This is a genomic window from Kutzneria kofuensis (assembly GCF_014203355.1).
In the GTDB taxonomy this organism is placed as follows: domain Bacteria; phylum Actinomycetota; class Actinomycetes; order Mycobacteriales; family Pseudonocardiaceae; genus Kutzneria; species Kutzneria kofuensis.
In genome coordinates, this window is record NZ_JACHIR010000001.1 from 3,109,014 (window position 1) to 3,125,792 (window position 16,779).

19 protein-coding genes are annotated in these 16,779 nt (G+C 70.6%); 8 read left to right on the plus strand and 11 right to left on the minus strand.

From position 1 onward, the window contains the following. Positions 1-9: 9 nt before the first annotated feature. The 4 genes from BJ998_RS14070 to BJ998_RS14085 form a co-directional block, all read right to left on the minus strand. On the minus strand, positions 10-537 hold the full coding sequence (locus tag BJ998_RS14070) for a YflT domain-containing protein (RefSeq protein ID WP_184861888.1): 528 nt from the start codon (positions 535-537) through the stop codon (positions 10-12). 77 nt (positions 538-614) lie between these two features. Further along, positions 615-1,811, minus strand: a complete 1,197-nt coding sequence (locus tag BJ998_RS14075; protein ID WP_184861889.1) for an acyl-CoA dehydrogenase family protein — start codon at positions 1,809-1,811, stop codon at positions 615-617. Positions 1,812-1,900: 89 nt separating this feature from the next. After that, positions 1,901-2,062: a hypothetical protein gene (locus tag BJ998_RS14080; protein WP_184861890.1), complete on the minus strand. Its 162-nt coding sequence runs from the start codon at positions 2,060-2,062 to the stop codon at positions 1,901-1,903. Between the two features lie 377 nt (positions 2,063-2,439). Beyond that, positions 2,440-3,390, minus strand: a complete 951-nt coding sequence (locus BJ998_RS14085; RefSeq protein WP_312890102.1) for an HpcH/HpaI aldolase/citrate lyase family protein — start codon at positions 3,388-3,390, stop codon at positions 2,440-2,442. A 114-nt stretch (positions 3,391-3,504) separates the two neighbouring features. On the opposite strand from BJ998_RS14085, the gene BJ998_RS14090 reads away from it, so the two are divergent. Together BJ998_RS14090 and BJ998_RS14095 are read left to right on the plus strand one after the other, a co-directional pair. Next, positions 3,505-3,867 (plus strand): hypothetical protein, encoded by a 363-nt coding sequence (locus BJ998_RS14090; protein WP_246489204.1) that lies wholly within the window; start codon positions 3,505-3,507, stop codon positions 3,865-3,867. Further along, positions 3,818-4,672 carry an aminoglycoside phosphotransferase family protein gene (locus tag BJ998_RS14095; protein WP_184861891.1) on the plus strand — a complete coding sequence of 285 codons (855 nt, stop codon included), beginning with the start codon at positions 3,818-3,820 and terminating at the stop codon, positions 4,670-4,672. The genes BJ998_RS14090 and BJ998_RS14095 overlap by 50 nt, the downstream gene beginning before the upstream one ends. Positions 4,673-4,795: 123 nt before the next feature. Here BJ998_RS14095 and BJ998_RS14100 read toward each other — a convergent pair whose 3' ends face one another. Beyond that, positions 4,796-5,623: a PhzF family protein gene (locus BJ998_RS14100; protein WP_184861892.1), complete on the minus strand. Its 828-nt coding sequence runs from the start codon at positions 5,621-5,623 to the stop codon at positions 4,796-4,798. 22 nt (positions 5,624-5,645) lie between these two features. Here BJ998_RS14100 and BJ998_RS14105 point away from each other — a divergent pair, with 22 nt between their 5' ends. From BJ998_RS14105 to BJ998_RS14115, 3 genes are read left to right on the plus strand one after another with little or no spacing between them, the layout of a single operon-like run. Beyond that, complete coding sequence (locus BJ998_RS14105; protein ID WP_184861900.1) at positions 5,646-6,920, plus strand: magnesium transporter MgtE N-terminal domain-containing protein; 1,275 nt, start codon at positions 5,646-5,648, stop codon at positions 6,918-6,920. After that, positions 6,913-7,482, plus strand: a complete 570-nt coding sequence (locus BJ998_RS14110; protein WP_184861902.1) for a DUF1003 domain-containing protein — start codon at positions 6,913-6,915, stop codon at positions 7,480-7,482. Before BJ998_RS14105 ends, BJ998_RS14110 begins: the two co-directional genes overlap by 8 nt. An 18-nt stretch (positions 7,483-7,500) precedes the next feature. Further along, positions 7,501-8,313 carry a phosphotransferase enzyme family protein gene (locus tag BJ998_RS14115; RefSeq protein WP_184861904.1) on the plus strand — a complete coding sequence of 271 codons (813 nt, stop codon included), beginning with the start codon at positions 7,501-7,503 and terminating at the stop codon, positions 8,311-8,313. A 20-nt stretch (positions 8,314-8,333) separates the two neighbouring features. Here BJ998_RS14115 and BJ998_RS14120 read toward each other — a convergent pair whose 3' ends face one another. Then, a complete protein-coding gene (locus tag BJ998_RS14120; protein WP_184861906.1) occupies positions 8,334-9,479 on the minus strand; it encodes an Mrp/NBP35 family ATP-binding protein in 1,146 nt (381 codons plus the stop codon). A 99-nt stretch (positions 9,480-9,578) separates the two neighbouring features. On the opposite strand from BJ998_RS14120, the gene BJ998_RS14125 reads away from it, so the two are divergent. Further along, the gene (locus tag BJ998_RS14125) at positions 9,579-10,058 is read left to right on the plus strand and encodes a MarR family winged helix-turn-helix transcriptional regulator (protein ID WP_184861908.1); all 480 of its coding nucleotides are present in this window, start codon (positions 9,579-9,581) and stop codon (positions 10,056-10,058) included. Between the two features lie 212 nt (positions 10,059-10,270). Here BJ998_RS14125 and BJ998_RS14130 read toward each other — a convergent pair whose 3' ends face one another. Genes BJ998_RS14130 through sigE form a run of 4 tightly spaced genes read right to left on the minus strand, consistent with a single transcriptional unit; the run spans position 10,271 to position 13,468 of the window. Beyond that, a complete protein-coding gene (locus BJ998_RS14130) occupies positions 10,271-10,657 on the minus strand; it encodes a sec-independent translocase (RefSeq protein ID WP_184861910.1) in 387 nt (128 codons plus the stop codon). A 9-nt stretch (positions 10,658-10,666) separates the two neighbouring features. Beyond that, positions 10,667-12,217, minus strand: a complete 1,551-nt coding sequence (locus BJ998_RS14135; RefSeq protein WP_184861912.1) for a S1C family serine protease — start codon at positions 12,215-12,217, stop codon at positions 10,667-10,669. Between the two features lie 31 nt (positions 12,218-12,248). After that, a complete protein-coding gene (locus BJ998_RS14140) occupies positions 12,249-12,869 on the minus strand; it encodes an anti-sigma factor family protein (protein ID WP_184861914.1) in 621 nt (206 codons plus the stop codon). Beyond that, a complete protein-coding gene (gene sigE / locus BJ998_RS14145; RefSeq protein ID WP_184861916.1) occupies positions 12,866-13,468 on the minus strand; it encodes an RNA polymerase sigma factor SigE in 603 nt (200 codons plus the stop codon). The genes BJ998_RS14140 and sigE overlap by 4 nt, the downstream gene beginning before the upstream one ends. 139 nt (positions 13,469-13,607) lie before the next feature. On the opposite strand from sigE, the gene BJ998_RS14150 reads away from it, so the two are divergent. Further along, entirely contained in the window at positions 13,608-14,276 is a 669-nt protein-coding gene (locus tag BJ998_RS14150; RefSeq protein ID WP_184861919.1) for an O-methyltransferase, read from the plus strand. Positions 14,277-14,289: 13 nt separating this feature from the next. Here the strand turns inward: BJ998_RS14150 and glgC are convergent, their stop codons facing one another. After that, on the minus strand, positions 14,290-15,507 hold the full coding sequence (gene glgC / locus BJ998_RS14155) for a glucose-1-phosphate adenylyltransferase (protein WP_116177982.1): 1,218 nt from the start codon (positions 15,505-15,507) through the stop codon (positions 14,290-14,292). Between the two features lie 39 nt (positions 15,508-15,546). Here glgC and glgA point away from each other — a divergent pair, with 39 nt between their 5' ends. Further along, positions 15,547-16,698, plus strand: a complete 1,152-nt coding sequence (gene glgA / locus BJ998_RS14160; protein WP_184861921.1) for a glycogen synthase — start codon at positions 15,547-15,549, stop codon at positions 16,696-16,698. Positions 16,699-16,779: the final 81 nt, after the last annotated feature.

Below are 16,779 nucleotides of genomic sequence, written 5' to 3' on the forward strand. Positions count from 1 at the left end.
AATGCCCGGCTAGGCGGCGCCTCCCGCGGGCCGCATCGCCAGCTTGGCCAGCAGGTCACGGCCCTGCTCGGCGTTGCGTGGCTGGCAGAGCACGTCGTAGCGGCCGGCCACCAGCTGGCTGGAGGACTGGAAGTCCCGCCGGCCGCGGGTGGAGGCGTAGCCGACGGCGGCGAACACCATGAAGAACAGCACACCCAGCACCAGGCACACGGCGATCTGCAGCAGGCCGCCGGTCTGCTGGCCGCCGGTGAACAGGCTCAGCATCACGCCGACGAACAGACCGAACCAGGCGCCCGACGCCGCGCCGGCGCCGAGCACGCGACGCCACGACAGCCGGCCGGTGACCCGCTCGACCAGCATCAGGTCCACGCCGACGATGGTCACGTCCTGCACCGGGAACTCGCTCTCGGCCAGGAAGTCGACGGCCCGCTGCGCCTGCCCGTACTCCTCGTAGGAGCCGATCGGCCAGCCGGTCGGCTTGGTGGGCAGTCGCGGTGGGCCGGCCGGCCTGTCCTGCGATGAGAACGAACTCGTCACCGATATCACCCCGTTCGCGGTCGGTGGCCTCCCATTGTCCTCACCACCGATGAACCACGCGAACCGGGCGCGCCGGATCAGCCCCGGGATTGGTACTCCCGGAGCAGTCCCCGGCTGATGATGGTCTTCTGGATCTCGCTGGTGCCCTCGCCGATCAGCAGGAAGGGGGCCTCCCGCATGAGGCGCTCGATCTCGTACTCCTTGGAGTAGCCGTAGCCGCCGTGGATGCGGAAGGACTCCTGCGTCACCTCGGCGCAGTACTCGGAGGCGATCAGCTTGGCCATGCCGGCCTCGACGTCGTTGCGCTGGCCGGAGTCCTTGAGCCGGGCCGCGTTCACCATCATCAGGTGCGCGGCCTCCACCTTGGTCGCCATCTCGGCCAGCTTGAAGGCGATGGCCTGGTGGTCGGCGATCTGGTGGCCGAAGGTCTTGCGCTGCTGGGCGTACTCGATGGCCAGCTCGAAGGCGCGGATGGAGATGCCACAGGCGCGAGCGGCCACGTTGACCCGGCCGACCTCGACGCCGTCCATCATGTGCGCGAAGCCCTTGCCGGTGACGCCACCGAGCACCTGGTCGGCCGCGATCTCGTAGCCGCTGAACACCATCTCGGTGGTGTCGACGCCCTTGTAGCCCATCTTGGCGATCTTGCCCGGGATGGTCAGGCCGGGCGTCACCTCGCCGTAGCCGACCGGCTTGTCCACCAGGAAGGTGGTCAGGTTCTTGTGCGGCTTGTCCGCGCCCTCGTCGGTGCGGACCAGCACCGCGGTCAGGTTGGACGTGCCGCCGTTGGTCAGCCACATCTTCTGGCCGTCGATGACGTAGGAGTCGCCGTCCCTGCGGGCCCGCGTCTTGATCGCGGCCACGTCCGAGCCCAGGTCCGGCTCCGACATCGAGAAGGAGCCCCGGATCTCGCCGGTGGCCATCTTCGGCAGGTAGTGCGCCTTCTGCGCGTCCGTGCCGTGACGGGAGATCATGTGGGCGACGATGAAGTGCGTGTTGATCACGCCGGAGACGCTCATCCAGCCGCGGGCGATCTGCTCCACGACAAGGGCGTAGGTGAGCAGCGACTCGCCGAGTCCGCCGAACTCCTCGGGGATGGTGAGGCCGAACAGCCCCATCTCCTTCATCCCCTCGACGATGTCGGCGGGGTAGGCGTCGTCGTGCTCCAGGGCCTGGGCGTGCGGGATGATCTCCTTGTTCACGAAGTCGCGAACCGTGTTCAGGATCTCCTGCTGCACCTCGGTGAGACCGGCGGTCTGGGCGAGCCGGGCCATGGTGGTCCCCTTGTCGTCGCTGACTGGTTACCGGTGAGTATCCCCAACCCCGCGACGTCTCACCCTGTGAAGGTGCTCACCCGATCGGTTCAGCTGGCGCGCACCTGCACCGCGTCACCGCAGGACCGGCACTGCTCCGCGAACACGTAGACCGACTGGCCGCATCCCGTGCAGGACACGAAGCTGCGCTCCAGCAGATCGTCACGACGACGCCGGCGGAACAGGTGGATCCCCTTCGAGTGCTTGGACATGGCACCAGCCTGAACCGATACCGGGGGTCCGACGCAAACCAAGGTTGCCTTCTGTGTGTTATCTCACCGTGATCAAACACGTCCGGTAACCGAATACCGCGATTTCCGTAGTCTGATCTTTGATCCGGCTCACAAACGGTAACACGTTCCTAGCGGCGCGCCGAATGCCCGGCCCCGCTCGGAACGCGTTACACAACCGCCCATGCGGCACCGAAAGGCTGCCCCGAACACCATTGCGCAAACAAGATTCGAGGCATACGGGTGCCGTTGCCCCGGCGCGGGAAGGCGCCGGGGCACGACCGCCCGCCGGGGCATTCGGGTGTCGTTGCCCGGCGCGGGGAGGCGCCGGGGCATGGCCGTCCCGTCAGGGCCTCCGGTCATTCCGCCGGCGGCGTCCACTTGTCCGTGCGGGTCATGCCCGCCGCCCGGCCCTTTCCGGCGATCACCAGCGCCATCTTCCGGGACGCCTCGTCGATCATTTCGTCGCCGAGCATCACGGCGCCGCGCTTGCCGCCCTTGTCGGACGTGTAGAACTCGTAGGCGTCGAGGATGTTCTCGGCGTGGTCGTAGTCGGCCTGGCCCGGGCTGAACACCTCGTTGGCGGCCTCGATCTGGCCGGGGTGCAGCACCCACTTGCCGTCGTAGCCGAGCGCGGCGGCCCGGCCGGCGACGCGGCGGAAGCCGTCGACGTCGCGGATCTGCAGGTACGGCCCGTCGATCGCCTGCACGTCGTTGGCACGCGCGGCCATCAGGATGCGCATCAGGATGTAGTGGTAGGCGTCGCCGACGTCGTAGCCGGGCGGCTGCTCGCCGACGACCAGGGACTTCATGTTGATGGAGGCCATGAAGTCGGCCGGGCCGAAGATGATCGTCTCGACCCGGGGCGACGCGGTGGCGATGGCGTCCACCTCGACGAGACCGCGGGCGTTCTCGATCTGGGCCTCGATGCCGATGCGGCCGACCTCGTAGCCCATGGTCTTCTCGATCTGGGTGAGCAGCAGGTCCAGCGCCTGCACCTGCTGCGCGGTCTGCACCTTGGGCAGCATCAGACAGTCCAGGTTCGCGCCGGCGCCCTCGACGACCTCGACGACGTCCCGGTAGGTCCACTCGGTGGTCCAGTCGTTGACCCGCACCACTCGCGTCCGCTCGCCCCAACCGCCCTCGTTGAGCGCGGCCACGATCGTCTTGCGGGCGTCCGGCTTGGCCAGCGGCGCGCAGGCGTCCTCCAGGTCCAGGAACACCTGGTCGGCCGGCAGCGTCCGGGCCTTGTCGATCATCTTCTGGCTGGAGCCGGGGACGGCGAGACAGGATCGGCGGGGACGCGGCACGGCGGTACCTCCTCGTACTGACCGGTAACTTACGGCGATGCTGGCACGGCCGCGGGATGCCCGCCATTCGCTGAGTCACCCGTCACAGCCCCGTGCGAAGCTGAACCGGTGGAGATGACCCGCCTGCTCGACAACGCCCTACGCAAGGCCGCCGCCGTCTGGATCACCGTCGACGACCGCCCCCGGCTGGTCTGGGCGCTGTGGCGGGACGGCGCGCTCTGGGTCGCCGTCGGCGGCGACGAGCAGCAGGTCCCGGGCCTTCGTGACGGCGTGACCTGCACGATCACCGTTCGCTCCCCCACCACGCACTCGCACCTCGCCGACGTGCCCGCCACCGCCTCGCTGGTCGAGCGGGAAAAGGAGGTGACGGACGCGCTCCGGGCCGCCAGACTCAATGCCGAGCCGGCCTGGACTGAGGTGTACCGACTTGATCCGGATTCCCAAGGACTTCGCGGAGACGGTGCTGAGCTGGGGTGACGATCACGCCACCCGCTGGCTGCTCGGATTGCCCGAGCTGGCCGCCGAATACCTCGACCGCTGGGACCTGACCCCCGACGGCGCCCCGCTCAACGGCTTCGTCAGCGTCGTGCAACCCGTCCGCCGGGCCGACGGCACCCCCGCCATGCTCAAACTCGGCCTGACACATGAGGAATCCGAGCACGAGTGGTACGCGCTGTCCATCTGGGACGGTGACGGCGCCGTCCGCCTGCTCGACCACGATGCCGACGACGGCGTCCTGCTCCTGGAGCGGCTTCGCCCGGAAACCCTTGCCACGCAGCCGATTTCCGACGCGCTCACCATCGCCGGCACCCTGCGTTCACGCCTGCTTCGGCCGGCCCCTTCCCCCATGCGCACCCTTCGAGCCAACGCCGCCCGCTGGGCCGAGGAGCTGCCCCAGGCCACCGGAATCCCCTCGCGCATCCTCGACGAGGCCGTCGACATCTGCCGTTCCCTCGGCCCGCACGCCCAGCGCCAGATGGTCAACGAGGACCAGCACTTCCACAACATCCTCGCCAGTGACCGCGAGCCGTGGCTCGTCATCGACCCCAAGGTCATCGCCGCCGACCCCGAGTTCGGGCTGGCCACGCTGCTGTGGAACCGGTTCGAGCCGGACCGGATCGAGCACCGGCTGGACATGCTGGTGGAGATCGAGGGCCTGGACGCGGACAAGGCCCGGGCCTGGACGTTCGTCTCGGCCGTGGTGAACTGGGCCGACGCCGACAACGACAGCTGGACCGCCGAACGCTGCCAGGTGATCGCCACCACCCTGGCCACCACCTGACCCCCGCGAGTCCCGCTCAGCGGCACACCGAAATGTATGAATCGTGCAGAACTGAGCCTCGGGCCTCACTTCTGCACGAAACCGCATTTCGGTGTGCCTGAGAGCGGGACTCGCGGGGGTGTGTCAGCCGGTCCAGTTCAGCTGGCCGCTGGCGACGTGCACGACGTCGCCGCGGACCGTGGCGGCTTCCGGGGTGATCGAGCAGTACAGAGTGGACGGTCGGCCCATCTCCACGCCCTGACGCACCACGATGTCCGCCGTCTCACCGATCAACCCACGGTCGTTGGCGAACACACACAGGCCCAGCGCGGCGGACCCCGTTGCCGCGTCCTCGCCACCGTCGACGAAGACCCGAACGTGCGCGTGGTTGTCGACGAGCGAGAAGATCTGCAGACCGTGGTCGGCGCCAGCCGCGATCATGGCCCGGCGGTCGGGCACGGCCCGGCTCACGGCGTCCGGTTCGACCCCCAAATAGGCGAATTCGAGGCCGCAACCCGCGACACCGGAGTCCACATCGGACAGATCGTCGACGGTGAGGCCGACGGCGGCGGCCAGGGCGGCCCGGTCCAGCCGATGGCCGACGGTCCGCGCGCCGCCGCTGATCCGGGAGCCGCGCTCGTCGACCACCACCGGCAGCAGGCCGGCGCCACACTCCTGGACGGCCGGCCCAAGGCCGATCACGCCGTCGCGGGCCAGCAGCCACGAGGTTCCGACGCTGGGATGGCCGGCGAACGGCAGTTCCTCGGCGACGGTGAAGATCCGGACCCGGTAGTCGGCGCCGGGCTGCGTGGGCGGCAGCGGGAAGGTCGTCTCCGAGTAGCCGAACTCGGCGGCGATGGTGCGCATCGCCTCCGCCGACAGGTCGTCGGCTCCGTGCACGACGGCGAGCTGATTGCCGGTGAACGGAGTGTCGGTGAACACGTCGAGGACGTCGAAACGCAGCGTCGGCACGGGACAACGTTAGCCTTTGCGTGTGGCAGCCACAGACCGGATTTTTGTCGCCCAACTGGCCGGATTGCCGGTATTCGGCCCGGACGGTGAGCCGATCGGCAAGGTTCGCGACGTCGTGGCCAGCCTGCGGACGGACCGTCAGCCGCCCCGGGTGCTGGGCATCGTCGTGGAACTGGTGACCCGGCGGCGCATCTTCGTGCCGATGCTGCGGGTGGCCGGCATCGAGCCGCACGCGGTCGTGCTCTCCACCGGCTCGGTGAACATGCGACATTTCCACCAGCGTCCCAACGAGGTTGTTGTCGTCGGGCAACTGTTGGACGCCCGCGTCGGCATCGAGGGCGGCGGGGTCAGCGCGGTCGTGGTGGACGCCGCCATGGAGCCGACCAGGACCCGGGACTGGGAGATCAGCCGGGTCGCCGTGCGCGAGCGCACGGGCCGGCTCGGCCGCCGCGGTCCGGTGCAGGTGCTGCGCTGGGAGGACGTCGTCGGTCTCGGCATGGCCGAGCTGTCCTCACAACCGCAGGGCGCGCAGCAACTACTCGCCCAGTTCGACCAGATGCGCGCCGCGGACGTCGCCAACGCGCTGCGCGACCTGCCGGCCAAGCGCCGCTACGAGGTCGCCGACGCGCTCGACGACGAGCGGCTCGCCGACGTGATCGAGGAACTGCCCGAGGACGACCAGAAGGACCTGCTGGCCCACCTGGACGACGAGCGCGCCGCCGACATCCTCGAGGCGATGAACCCGGACGACGCCGCCGACCTGCTGGCCGAGCTGTCCGAGCCGGACAAGAACCGGCTGCTGGAGCTGATGGAGCCGGAGGAGTCCGCGCCGGTCAAGCGGCTGCTGGAGTACTCGTTCGACACCGCAGGCGGTCTCATGACGCCCGAGCCCGTCGCGCTCACCCCCGACGCCACCATCGCCGAGGCGCTGGCCCGGGCCCGCAACCCCGAGCTCACGCCGGCGTTGTCGAGCATGGTCTTCGTCTGCCGGCCGCCCACGGCCACACCCACCGGCCGCTATCTCGGCTGCGTCCACCTGCAGCGCCTGCTGCGCGAGCCGCCGTCCGATCTTGTCGCCGGGGCCCTGGACACCGACCTGCCCCGGCTGCGACCGACCGCGTCACTCCTCGAGGTGACCAAGTTCTTCGCGACCTACAACCTGGTGTGCGCGCCCGTGGTGGACGACGAGGACCACCTGCTCGGCGCCGTCACCGTTGACGACGTGCTGGACCATCTGCTGCCGGAGGACTGGCGGGAGACCCTGCACCACGAGGAGGAGGGCGTCGCCAATGCCTGAGCTGACCTCACGACGGCGGCTCGACCAGCCCCGGGCGCCGCGCCGGTGGGCCATCGAGGTGGATCCCGAGGCGTTCGGCCGGTTCTCCGAACGGCTGGCCCGGTTCCTGGGGACCGGGAAGTTCCTGTTCTGGCAGACGCTCGTCGTGGTCGTCTGGATCGCGCTGAACCTGTTCGCCGTCAGCCTGCAGTGGGATCCGTACCCGTTCATCCTGCTCAACCTGGCCTTCTCCACCCAGGCCGCCTACGCCGCCCCGCTCATCCTGCTCGCGCAGAACCGGCAGGACGACCGGGACCGGATCTCGCTGGAGGAGGACCGGGCCCGGGCGGCCCAGACCAAGGCCGACACCGAGTTCATGGCCCGGGAGCTGGCCGCCCTGCGGCTGGCCGTCGGCGAGGTCGCCACCCGCGACTACCTGCGCAGCGAGCTCGACCGCCTGCGCGCCGAGCTCGCCGGCACCAAGAAGCGCGAGCGGACCCGCAAGTCCTCCAACCCCTCCGCCGAGCAGATCCGCGACGATCCGAGGTGGGACGACGAGGAGTCCGTCGCCCACAAGAGTTGACCTTCGATCGGAGCCGCGATGCAGGCGTCGGAGTTCCGGCGGGCGGTGGCGGTGGCCACGTCGACCGCCTCCGCACTCGGCCTGGCCGCCGATGACGCAGTCGTACTCAACAACTCGAACAAGCTCAGTCTGCGGCTGCTGCCCGGTGACGTCCTGGCCCGGGTGGCGCCGGTGGCGCAGCAGGTCGCCCAGTTCGAGATCGAGCTGGCGCAGCGGCTCGGCGGGAGTCCGGTGGCGGCGCTCGACCCGCGCGTGCCGGCAAGGGCCTATGAGCGTGATGGCTTCGTGGTCACGTTCTGGAGCTACTACGAGCCGGGATCGCCGGCCTCGCCGGAGGAGTACGCGGATGCGCTACGGAGGCTGCATGAGGGCATGCGCCGACTGGACATCCCGGCGCCGCACTTCACGGAACGGGTGGAGCAGGCCCGACGGCTCCTGGCCGACCGCGAGCGCACACCGGAACTGGCGGACGCGGATCGGGCGCTGCTCGGAGAGGTCCTCGACAACCAGGGCCGTGTGAACGGCCCTGAGCAGCTGCTGCACGGCGAGCCGCACCCCGGCAACCTGCTGACCACGGACAACGGACCGCTGTTCATCGACTTCGAGACGTGCTGTCGCGGGCCGGTGGAATTCGATCTGGCTCATGCGCCCGAAGACATGAGCCAGCACTACCCGGGCGTCGATCACGAGCTGCTGCGGCGGTGCCGGCTGCTCGTGCTGGCGATGATCACCACCTGGCGCTGGGATCGCGACGACCAGCTCCCGGACGGGCGACGGCTGGCCGCGCAGTGGCTCGGTGAGATCCGCACGGTTCTGACCGGCCGGGACTGAACCGGCCGGTCAGAGCCGGGTCAGCGGCCGGCGGGGCTCACCGACAGCAGCCGGCCGGCCAGGCCGCGGGAACGGACCGTGAGCTTGGCGGCCACGTCGGACAGGACCTTCGACGCCGGGGCCTCGGGATCGGCGAGGACCAGGGGCGTGCCGGCGTCGCCGCACTCCCGCAGGCGCGGGTCGAGGGGGACCTGGCCGAGCAGCGGCACCTCGGAGCCCACGGCCTTGGTCAGCGAGTCGGCGACGGTCTTGCCACCGCCGGAGCCGAACAGCTCCATCCGGCTGCCGTCGGGCATGTCCATCCACGACATGTTCTCGATGACGCCGGCCACCCGCTGCCGGGTCTGCATGGCGATGGCGCCGGCCCGCTCGGCGACCTCGGCTGCGGCCTGCTGCGGCGTCGTGACGACGAGGATCTCGGCGTTGGGGATGAGCTGGGCGACGGAGATGGCGATGTCGCCGGTGCCGGGGGGCAGGTCGAGCAGCAGCACGTCCAGGTCGCCCCAGAAGACGTCGGCGAGGAACTGCTGGAGCGCCCGGTGCAGCATCGGCCCGCGCCACACGACGGGGGCGTTGTTCTGCACGAACATGCCGATGGAGATCACCTTCACGCCGTTGGCCTGCGGCGGCATGATCATCTTCTCGACCTGGGTGGGCCGGGTGGTGGCGCCGAGCATCCGCGGCACGGAGTGGCCGTAGATGTCGGCGTCGACGATGCCGACGGACAGGCCCCGGGCGGCCATGGCGGACGCCAGGTTGACGGTCATGCTCGACTTGCCGACGCCGCCCTTGCCGGACGCGACGCAGTAGACCCTGGTCAGCGAGCCGGGCTGGGCGAACGGGATGACCGGCTCGGCCGCGTCGCCGCGCAGCGACTTGCGCAGTTCGGAGCGCTGCTGGTCGCTCATCACGTCCAGCTCGACCAAGACGGCGGTGACGCCGTCGACCTGGCCGACGGCGGCGGTCACGTCCGCGGTGATCTTGTCGCGCAGCGGACAGCCGGCCACGGTGAGGTACACCGCGACGGTCACCACGCCGTCTTCGCCGATGGTGACGTCCTTCACCATGCCAAGCTCGGTGATCGGGCGGCGGATTTCTGGATCCTGGACGCCGCCGAGGGCGGCCCGCACGGCGTCGGCACTCGGGAGAGAAGTCACGAGTCCCATGCTACGAGCCGTTGTTACCGGTCGGTCAGCCGGCGTTCGCCGGCAGCACGATAGGGGCACTGCGCGATCATCTGGACGCGTTCCGTAACATGGTGGGTCGTGCTGGACACAGGTAGGACCCGACTTCCCACCCGGACCGAGTTAGCCGTGTGGCGGTCATTCCTGCGGGCGCACGCCCGCATCGTCCGACATCTGGAGACCGAGCTGGTCGCCGAGCAGAGTCTGTCGCTGGCGTCCTATGACGTCCTGGTGCAGCTCGCCGAGGCGCCCGGGCGTCGGATGCGGATGACGGAACTCGCCGACGCCGTGCTGCTGTCCCGCTCCGGCGTCACCCGGCTGGTCGACCGCCTCGAGCGGACCGGCCTCGTCAGCCGCGAGCGGGCCGACGGCGACGGCCGCGGCGTCGTGGCCGTGCTCACCCAGACGGGACTGGACCGGTTACGCAGCGCGTCCGGCGTCCATCTGGCCGGCGTGGTCCGCCACTTCGTCGAGGCCCTGGACGAGACCGCCATCGCCGCCTTCGGCCGCACCTGCGAGCAGCTCGCGGCCGCGTCGCCGCCGCTGCCCGAAGGTCCCTGACGGGCCGTTCGCCGGGCTCCGCCCCCGGCCTCGCCCGCCACGAAGGCGTGCCTCCTGGCCGTCAACGCCAGCAGAGCCGCCTCGCCGGGCCCCGTCCCCGGGTGGTCGAAGTCCGCCAAGCAATCGTTCGCATCAGCCCAGGTCCGAGCACAGCACGTCAACCGAACAGAAGGGGCCTTCCCGCCGGGAAGGCCCCTTCTGTCATGTGGGGATCAGGTGGCGTCCGGGTCGAACGGGGGGCGCTCCCCCGGCGACAGGGGGCGCTGCTCCCGCTGGTTCGTCGGCGGGGTCGTCGCCGCCGGGAAGCCGTTGGGCTTGTAGCTGTTGTCCTCGGGATAGTCGTCCAGCAGGTGCCGGGTGATGGCGCGCTTGGGGTTGAACTCGCGCAGCTGGCGCAGGTCCTCCAGCGGCTTGCGCAGCTCGTCGAACTCGGGCCCGAGCTCGGAGCGGAGCTGGTCGCGGGCCCCGTTGGCGTAGTCCCGCACCTGACGAATGCCCTTGGCCAGCCAGGCGGCAGCGCCGGGCAGTCGCTCGGGCCCGAGGATGAACAGGCCGGCGACGATCAGGACGAGGAGCTCGCCCCCGCTGATTCCGAACACGTCTCCAGCCTAATCCGACTGCGTGGTGACCTGTAGCACCATCTGCCGCCCTTGCCTGACGATCTCCACCGGCACCGTCTCGCCGATGGCGCGTTCGATGATGGCGACGTTGAGCTCGTCGGCGGTCCGGATGGGCCGGCCGGCGAACTTGGTGATGACGTCGCCCTCGGCGATGCCGGCCTTGGCCGCGGCCCCGCCCTGCTTGACGTTCTGGACCTGGGCGCCGTCGGTGGAGACGGCGGACACCGAGCGGGCGTTGAGGCCGATGTCGGCGTGCTTGACCTGGCCGTCCCGGATCAGGCCCTCGGCGATCCGTCGGGCGAAGTCGATGGGGATGGCGAAGCCGATGCCGATGGAGCCGGTGTCGCTGGGCGACAGGATGGCGCTGTTGATGCCGACCAGCGCCCCCGTGCTGTCCAGCAGCGCGCCGCCGGAGTTGCCGTGGTTGATGGCGGCGTCGGTCTGGATGGCGTCGTAGGTGACGGGCGGGTCGCCGCCCTCGCCGGCGGCCTGCAGCGGCCGGTTGACGGCGCTGACGATGCCGCTGGTCACGCTGCTGGACAGGCCGAGCGGCGAGCCGATGGCGATGACCTGGTCGCCGACGGACAGCGAGCTGGACTTGCCGAGCTGGATCACGGTCGGGTTGGTCACCGACACCTTGATCACGGCGAGGTCGGTCTTGGGGTCCCGGCCGACGATCTTGGCGTCGGTCTTGGTGCCGTCGGCGAACACGACCCGCAGCGTGGCCGACGGGTCGGACGCGGCGGCGGACACCACGTGGTTGTTGGTCAGGATGTAGCCGCCGCTGTCGATCATGACGCCGGAGCCGAGGCCGCCGCCGTTGCCGACCTGCACCTCGATCTGCACGACGGCGGCCTGCGCCCGCTTGACGATGTCGGCGACCGAGCCGGGCACCTGCTCCTTGCCCGGCTCGACCTGGCTGAGGGTGACGGAGCTGGTCAGCGGGTTGCCGGACTGCGCGATGGCCCAGCCGGCGACACCGCCGCCGACGCCGATGAGCAGCGCGACACCGGCCAGGGTGGCCAGCGCGACGGGCTTGACCCGGCGGCCGAACAGCAGCTCGGGCACGGACAGCAGCGGGCCGGGGCTGCCGGCCGGCTTGCCCTCATCGTCGCCGTCCTTCTCGGACTCGCCGGCGGGCGGGCCGAGGATCGCGCCGGCGCCGGGGTCGCGCCACGGGTCGCGGTCGGCGGAGTCCTGCCAGAACACGGGCTCGACCGCCGGCTCCGAGCCGTACGGAAGCGAACCGGGCGCGCGCTGCAGCACCACGTCGCCGGCGCTGTCGGGGCGGCCGAAGGCCATGCTCAGGGCCTCGGGCGGCGGCGGGGCGAGCGCGATGGAGCCGTTGGTGGCGGGAGTGGTGGCGCGCGGCGCGAAGGCGCTGTCCACGCCCTGGGGGCGACCGAACTCGGCGGCCAGCGACGGATCGACGGCCGGCCGGTCCAGCGGCCGGGGACCGATGCGGCGGCCCTGACCGTCGTCGACACCCGAGACCGGTGTGGCCGGCGGCTGCTCGGGACTGGGCTGCTGCTCGTTCATCACCGCGAAGCGTGCCCCACCAGCGGTGAACTCACCGTGTGGGCAGCTGGGTGACGGTCGTCGGCGTGGTGGAGGTGGTCGGCTGCACCTGGGCGATCGAGTTGGCGTCCACCGGCACGCTGGAGGTGTCGTTGGCGGCCGGGGTGTCCCCGTGCATGGTCACGATGGCGATCGCGCCGAGCACGAGCCCGGACACGACCACGCCCGCGCCCTGCTTGGTCCGGCGGGACACCCGGTTGCCGAGCACGTTGTGGCCGCTACCGAGGGGCTGCGACGACCCGAACGCGGGAGCGCTGCCGAAAGGGCGGAGCTTCTCGCCGGCCTTGCCGGGGCGCTGCACGGTGACCAGCTGGCCGTCCTCGGTGACGGCGAGGTTGTCGGGGCCGCTGGGCAGCTCCACGTCCTGCGGGATGGACATCAGGGACGCGAGCAGGCCGGCGGGCGCGGACGGCGTGGGCGCGGCCTTCATCGCGGTCCGGGCGTGCCGCTGGGTGGCGGCCTCGGCGGCGCAGTAGGGGCAGCGAGCCAGGTGCGCGGCGGCGCGGTCGTGGGCGGTCGGCGACAGCTCACCGTCGACGAAGGCCACCACCGCGTCGGGCAGCAGATGCTGCTCCGGCAGGCTCGGCAGACTCCACCCGCGCAGCTCGGTCATCCAACGTCCTTCCGTGCGAGCTCGGCGCGGCGCTCCAGGCTCGCGCGCAGGGCCTGCCGGCCCCGGTGGATGCGGCTGCGGACGGTGCCCAGCTTCACCCCGAGCGTGGCGCCGATCTCATCGTAGGACAGGCCCTCGACGTCACAAAGCACGACAGCGGCACGGAATTCCGGCGGCAGCTCGTCCAGCGCGGCCTGCAGGTCCGGGTCCAGGTGGGTGTCCGAGTAGACCTGCTCGGGGCTCGGGTCGTCGCCCACGATGCGATCGGTGTCGTCGGGCAGGCCCTCCATGCGCAGCCGCGAGCGGCGGCGCGCCATGTCCAGGAACAGGTTGGTGGTGATGCGGTGCAGCCAGCCCTCGAACGTGCCCGGCTTGTACGAGGCCAGCGACCGGAACACCCGGATGAACGTCTCCTGGGTGAGGTCCTCGGCGTCGTGCTGGTTGCCGGACAGTCGGTAGGCCAGCCGGTAGACGCGGTCGGCGTGCTCGCGCACGACCTCGTCCCACGACGGCGGTGTCCAGGCGGCCTCCACCGGCGCAATCGCGACGGGAGCGGCGGCGACCGGCTCCGTGGCCGGTTCAGTCGTCTGCGTGCGCATCGGTGTAGCGGCACCTCCAGCGGGCGGCTGCCCTTCGGTGGGGACAACGTGGCGGACGTCCCCGTTGTTCCCCATAACTGTCGCGGCCACGCTTATAACCATCGTGAGAGACGCCTGAGAGCAGTCTGAGAATGCTCCGATGCGGGTTGTTCACCCAGAACGGCCCTCCACGCCGCTAACCTCGCACCTTGTGACGCTCCGGGAGTACGTGGACGGCTACGCCGTCGAGGACGAGGTCACCTCGGCCGCGCGGGCCCGGGGGCTCGAGCTGGGCTGTGTGCCCATCGGCGTCACCGGCGGGGCCGCGCTGCGCTTCCTCGCCGCGTCCCTGCAGGCCAAGGCGGTCGTGGAGATCGGGACCGGGGCCGGCGTGAGCGGCCTGTGGCTGCTCGGCGGGATGGCCCGCGACGGCGTCCTGACCTCGATCGACGTGGAGCCGGAGCACCAGCGGGTGGCCCGGCGGGCCTTCACCGACGCCCGGATCGGCCCCGGCCGCACCCGGCTGATCATGGGGCAGGCCCTGGACGTGCTGCCCCGGCTCACCGACGGCGGCTACGACCTGGTGTTCGTGGACGCCGCCAAGCAGGAGTACCCGAGCTACCTGGAGCACGGGGTGCGGATGCTGCGGCCCGGCGGCGTCATCGCGTTCGACAACGTCTTCTGGAAGGGCAAGGTCGCCGATCCCGCGGAGCGGGACGCGGAGACGCAGGCCATCCGGGAGACCAACCGGGCCGTCCGGGAGGACGACCGGCTGGTGTCGATCATGCTCCCGGTCGGCGACGGCCTGCTCGTGGCGGCCAAGCGCTGACCTGGCGGTTGCCCTACTCCGCCCGAGCGCCCTTGCCCAGCACCACGACGCCGCTGGCGCTGACGGTGTAGTGCTCGAGGTCGTGCCCGCGGTCCACGCCGATCATCGCCCCGTCGGCGACGACCACGTTCTTGTCCAGGATCGCCCGCCGCACCACGGCACCCTTGCCGACCCGCACGCCCGGCAGCAGCACGCTGCCCTCGACGGTCGCGCCGGACTCCACCACCACGTCCGAGCTGACCACGGACTCCCGCACCGAGGCGCCGGAGATGATCGACCCGGGGCCGACGATGGACTCCTGCGCCATGCCGGCGTTGACGAACTTGGCCGGCGGCAGCGGCGGCGTCGCGGTCCGGATCGGCCACGCCTGGTTGTAGAGGTTGAACACCGGGTGCACGGACACCAGGTCCATGTGCGCGTCGTAGTAGGCGTCCAGGGTTCCGACGTCCCGCCAGTAGCCGCGGTCCCGCTCGGTGGCGCCGGGCACGACGTTGTCGTCGAAGTCGTAGACGTAGGCGCTGCCGGCGTCGACCAGCATGGGGATGATGTTGCCGCCCATGTCGTGGTCGGAGTCGGGGTCGGCGGCGTCGGTGCGCAGCGCGTCCAGCAGGGCCTCGGTGGTGAACACGTAGTTGCCCATGGACGCGAACGTGACGTCCGGGTCGTCGGGCACGTGCGGCGGGTCGGCCGGCTTCTCCAGGAACCGGGTGATCCGGCCCTCGGCGTTGGAGTCGATGCAGCCGAACGCCTTGGCCTCGGCCCGCGGCACCCGGATGCCGGCGACGGTGACCCCGCAGCCGGACTCGATGTGCTGCTCGACCATCTGGCCGGGGTCCATCCGGTACACGTGGTCGGCGCCGAACACGACGATGTAGTCGGGCTTCTCGTCGTGCACGAGGTTGAGCGACTGGAAGATCGCGTCGGCGCTGCCGGTGTACCAGCGCGGCCCGAGCCGCTGCTGCGCCGGCACCGGCGTGATGTATTGACCGAGCACGCTGGACAGCCGCCAGGTGGTCGAGATGTGCCGGTCGAGCGAGTGCGACTTGTACTGGGTCAGCACGCACAGCTTGGACATGCCGGCGTTGACCAGGTTGGACAGCACGAAGTCGATAAGTCTGTAGTTGCCGCCGAACGGCACCGCAGGCTTGGCGCGGTCCGCGGTCAGGGGCCACAACCTTTTGCCCTCGCCGCCGGCCAGCACGATTCCCAGAACGTGGGGCTGCCCCTTCACGATCAGTGACCCTATCCGCCGGGCACTAGGTTGTCAGCTGTGCGGATCGGATTACTGACACGCGAGTACCCGCCCGAGGTGTACGGCGGGGCGGGCGTCCACGTCGGATTCCTCGTGCCACGGCTGCGCGAGCTGGTCGACGTCGACGTGCACTGTTTCGGTGGTGACCGGCCGGATGCGGTCGCGCACCAGCCGGCGCCGAACCTCAGGGACGCCAATCCGGCGCTGTCCACGCTGTCGGTCGACCTGGAGATCACGGCCGCGGTGGCGGGCGTGGACCTCGTGCATTCACATACGTGGTACGCCAACTTCGCCGGTCATCTGGCGAAGGTGCTGCACGGCGTGCCGCACGTGATCACCGCGCACTCGCTGGAGCCGCGGCGGCCGTGGAAGGCCGAGCAGCTCGGCGGCGGCTACCGGTTGTCCTCGTGGGTGGAGCGCACGGCGTACGAGGCGGCGGACGCGATCATCGCGGTCAGCGACGGCATGCGGGCCGACGTCCTCGACTGCTACCCGGCGCTGGATCCGGCCCGAGTGCACGTTGTCCGCAACGGAATCGACACAACGCTCTACGAATCCGTGACCGGCACGGACGCGCTGACCAAGCACGGCATCGACCCGTCGAAGCCGATCGTGGCGTTCGTCGGCCGGATCACCCGGCAGAAGGGTGTCGGGCACCTGGTCGCGGCGGCGCACCGGATCACCGAGGACGCGCAGCTGGTGCTGTGCGCGGGCGCGCCGGACACGCCGGAGATCGCGGCGGAGACGGAGGCGGCCGTCGCCGAGCTGGCCAAGGCGCGGCCGGGCGTGTTCTGGATCCAGGAGATGCTGCCGACCGAAGAGGTCAAGCAGGTGCTCAGCCACGCCACGGTGTTCGTCTGCCCGTCGGTGTACGAGCCGCTGGGCATCGTGAACCTGGAGGCGATGGCCTGCGGCACCGCCGTGGTCGCGTCCGACGTGGGCGGCATCCCGGAGGTCGTGGACGACGGCGTGACCGGGCTGCTGGTGCACTACGACGAGGCCGACGTGGAGACGTACCGGAGCGAGCTGGCGGCGGCGATCTCGCGGCTGCTGGCCGATCCGACCCGGGCGGCGGCGATGGGGCAGGCCGGTCGGGAGCGCGCGGTGCGGGAGTTCTCCTGGGGCGGCGTGGCGGCGCAGACGGTCGAGGTGTACCGCAGTGTGATCTAGGTCACACTTGGTCACGGCAACCCGGGACCCCGGCCGGCCACCTATCCCGATAGAGCGACTTTGATCGAGCTATCGGAGGAC

Bases quoted from the DNA above. Each gene is read 5' to 3' on its own strand.
- BJ998_RS14075 (WP_184861889.1), bottom strand. From the start codon at position 1,811: ATGGCCCGGCTCGCCCAGACCGCCGGTCTCACCGAGGTGCAGCAGGAG.
- BJ998_RS14080 (WP_184861890.1), bottom strand. From the start codon at position 2,062: ATGTCCAAGCACTCGAAGGGGATCCACCTGTTCCGCCGGCGTCGTCGT.
- BJ998_RS14110 (WP_184861902.1), top strand. From the start codon at position 6,913: ATGCCTGAGCTGACCTCACGACGGCGGCTCGACCAGCCCCGGGCGCCG.
- BJ998_RS14140 (WP_184861914.1), bottom strand. From the start codon at position 12,869: ATGACCGAGCTGCGCGGGTGGAGTCTGCCGAGCCTGCCGGAGCAGCAT.
- BJ998_RS14090 (WP_246489204.1), top strand. From the start codon at position 3,505: ATGACCCGCCTGCTCGACAACGCCCTACGCAAGGCCGCCGCCGTCTGG.
- BJ998_RS14120 (WP_184861906.1), bottom strand. From the start codon at position 9,479: ATGGGACTCGTGACTTCTCTCCCGAGTGCCGACGCCGTGCGGGCCGCC.
- BJ998_RS14135 (WP_184861912.1), bottom strand. From the start codon at position 12,217: ATGAACGAGCAGCAGCCCAGTCCCGAGCAGCCGCCGGCCACACCGGTC.
- BJ998_RS14115 (WP_184861904.1), top strand. From the start codon at position 7,501: ATGCAGGCGTCGGAGTTCCGGCGGGCGGTGGCGGTGGCCACGTCGACC.
- sigE (WP_184861916.1), bottom strand. From the start codon at position 13,468: ATGCGCACGCAGACGACTGAACCGGCCACGGAGCCGGTCGCCGCCGCT.
- BJ998_RS14150 (WP_184861919.1), top strand. From the start codon at position 13,608: ATGCGGGTTGTTCACCCAGAACGGCCCTCCACGCCGCTAACCTCGCAC.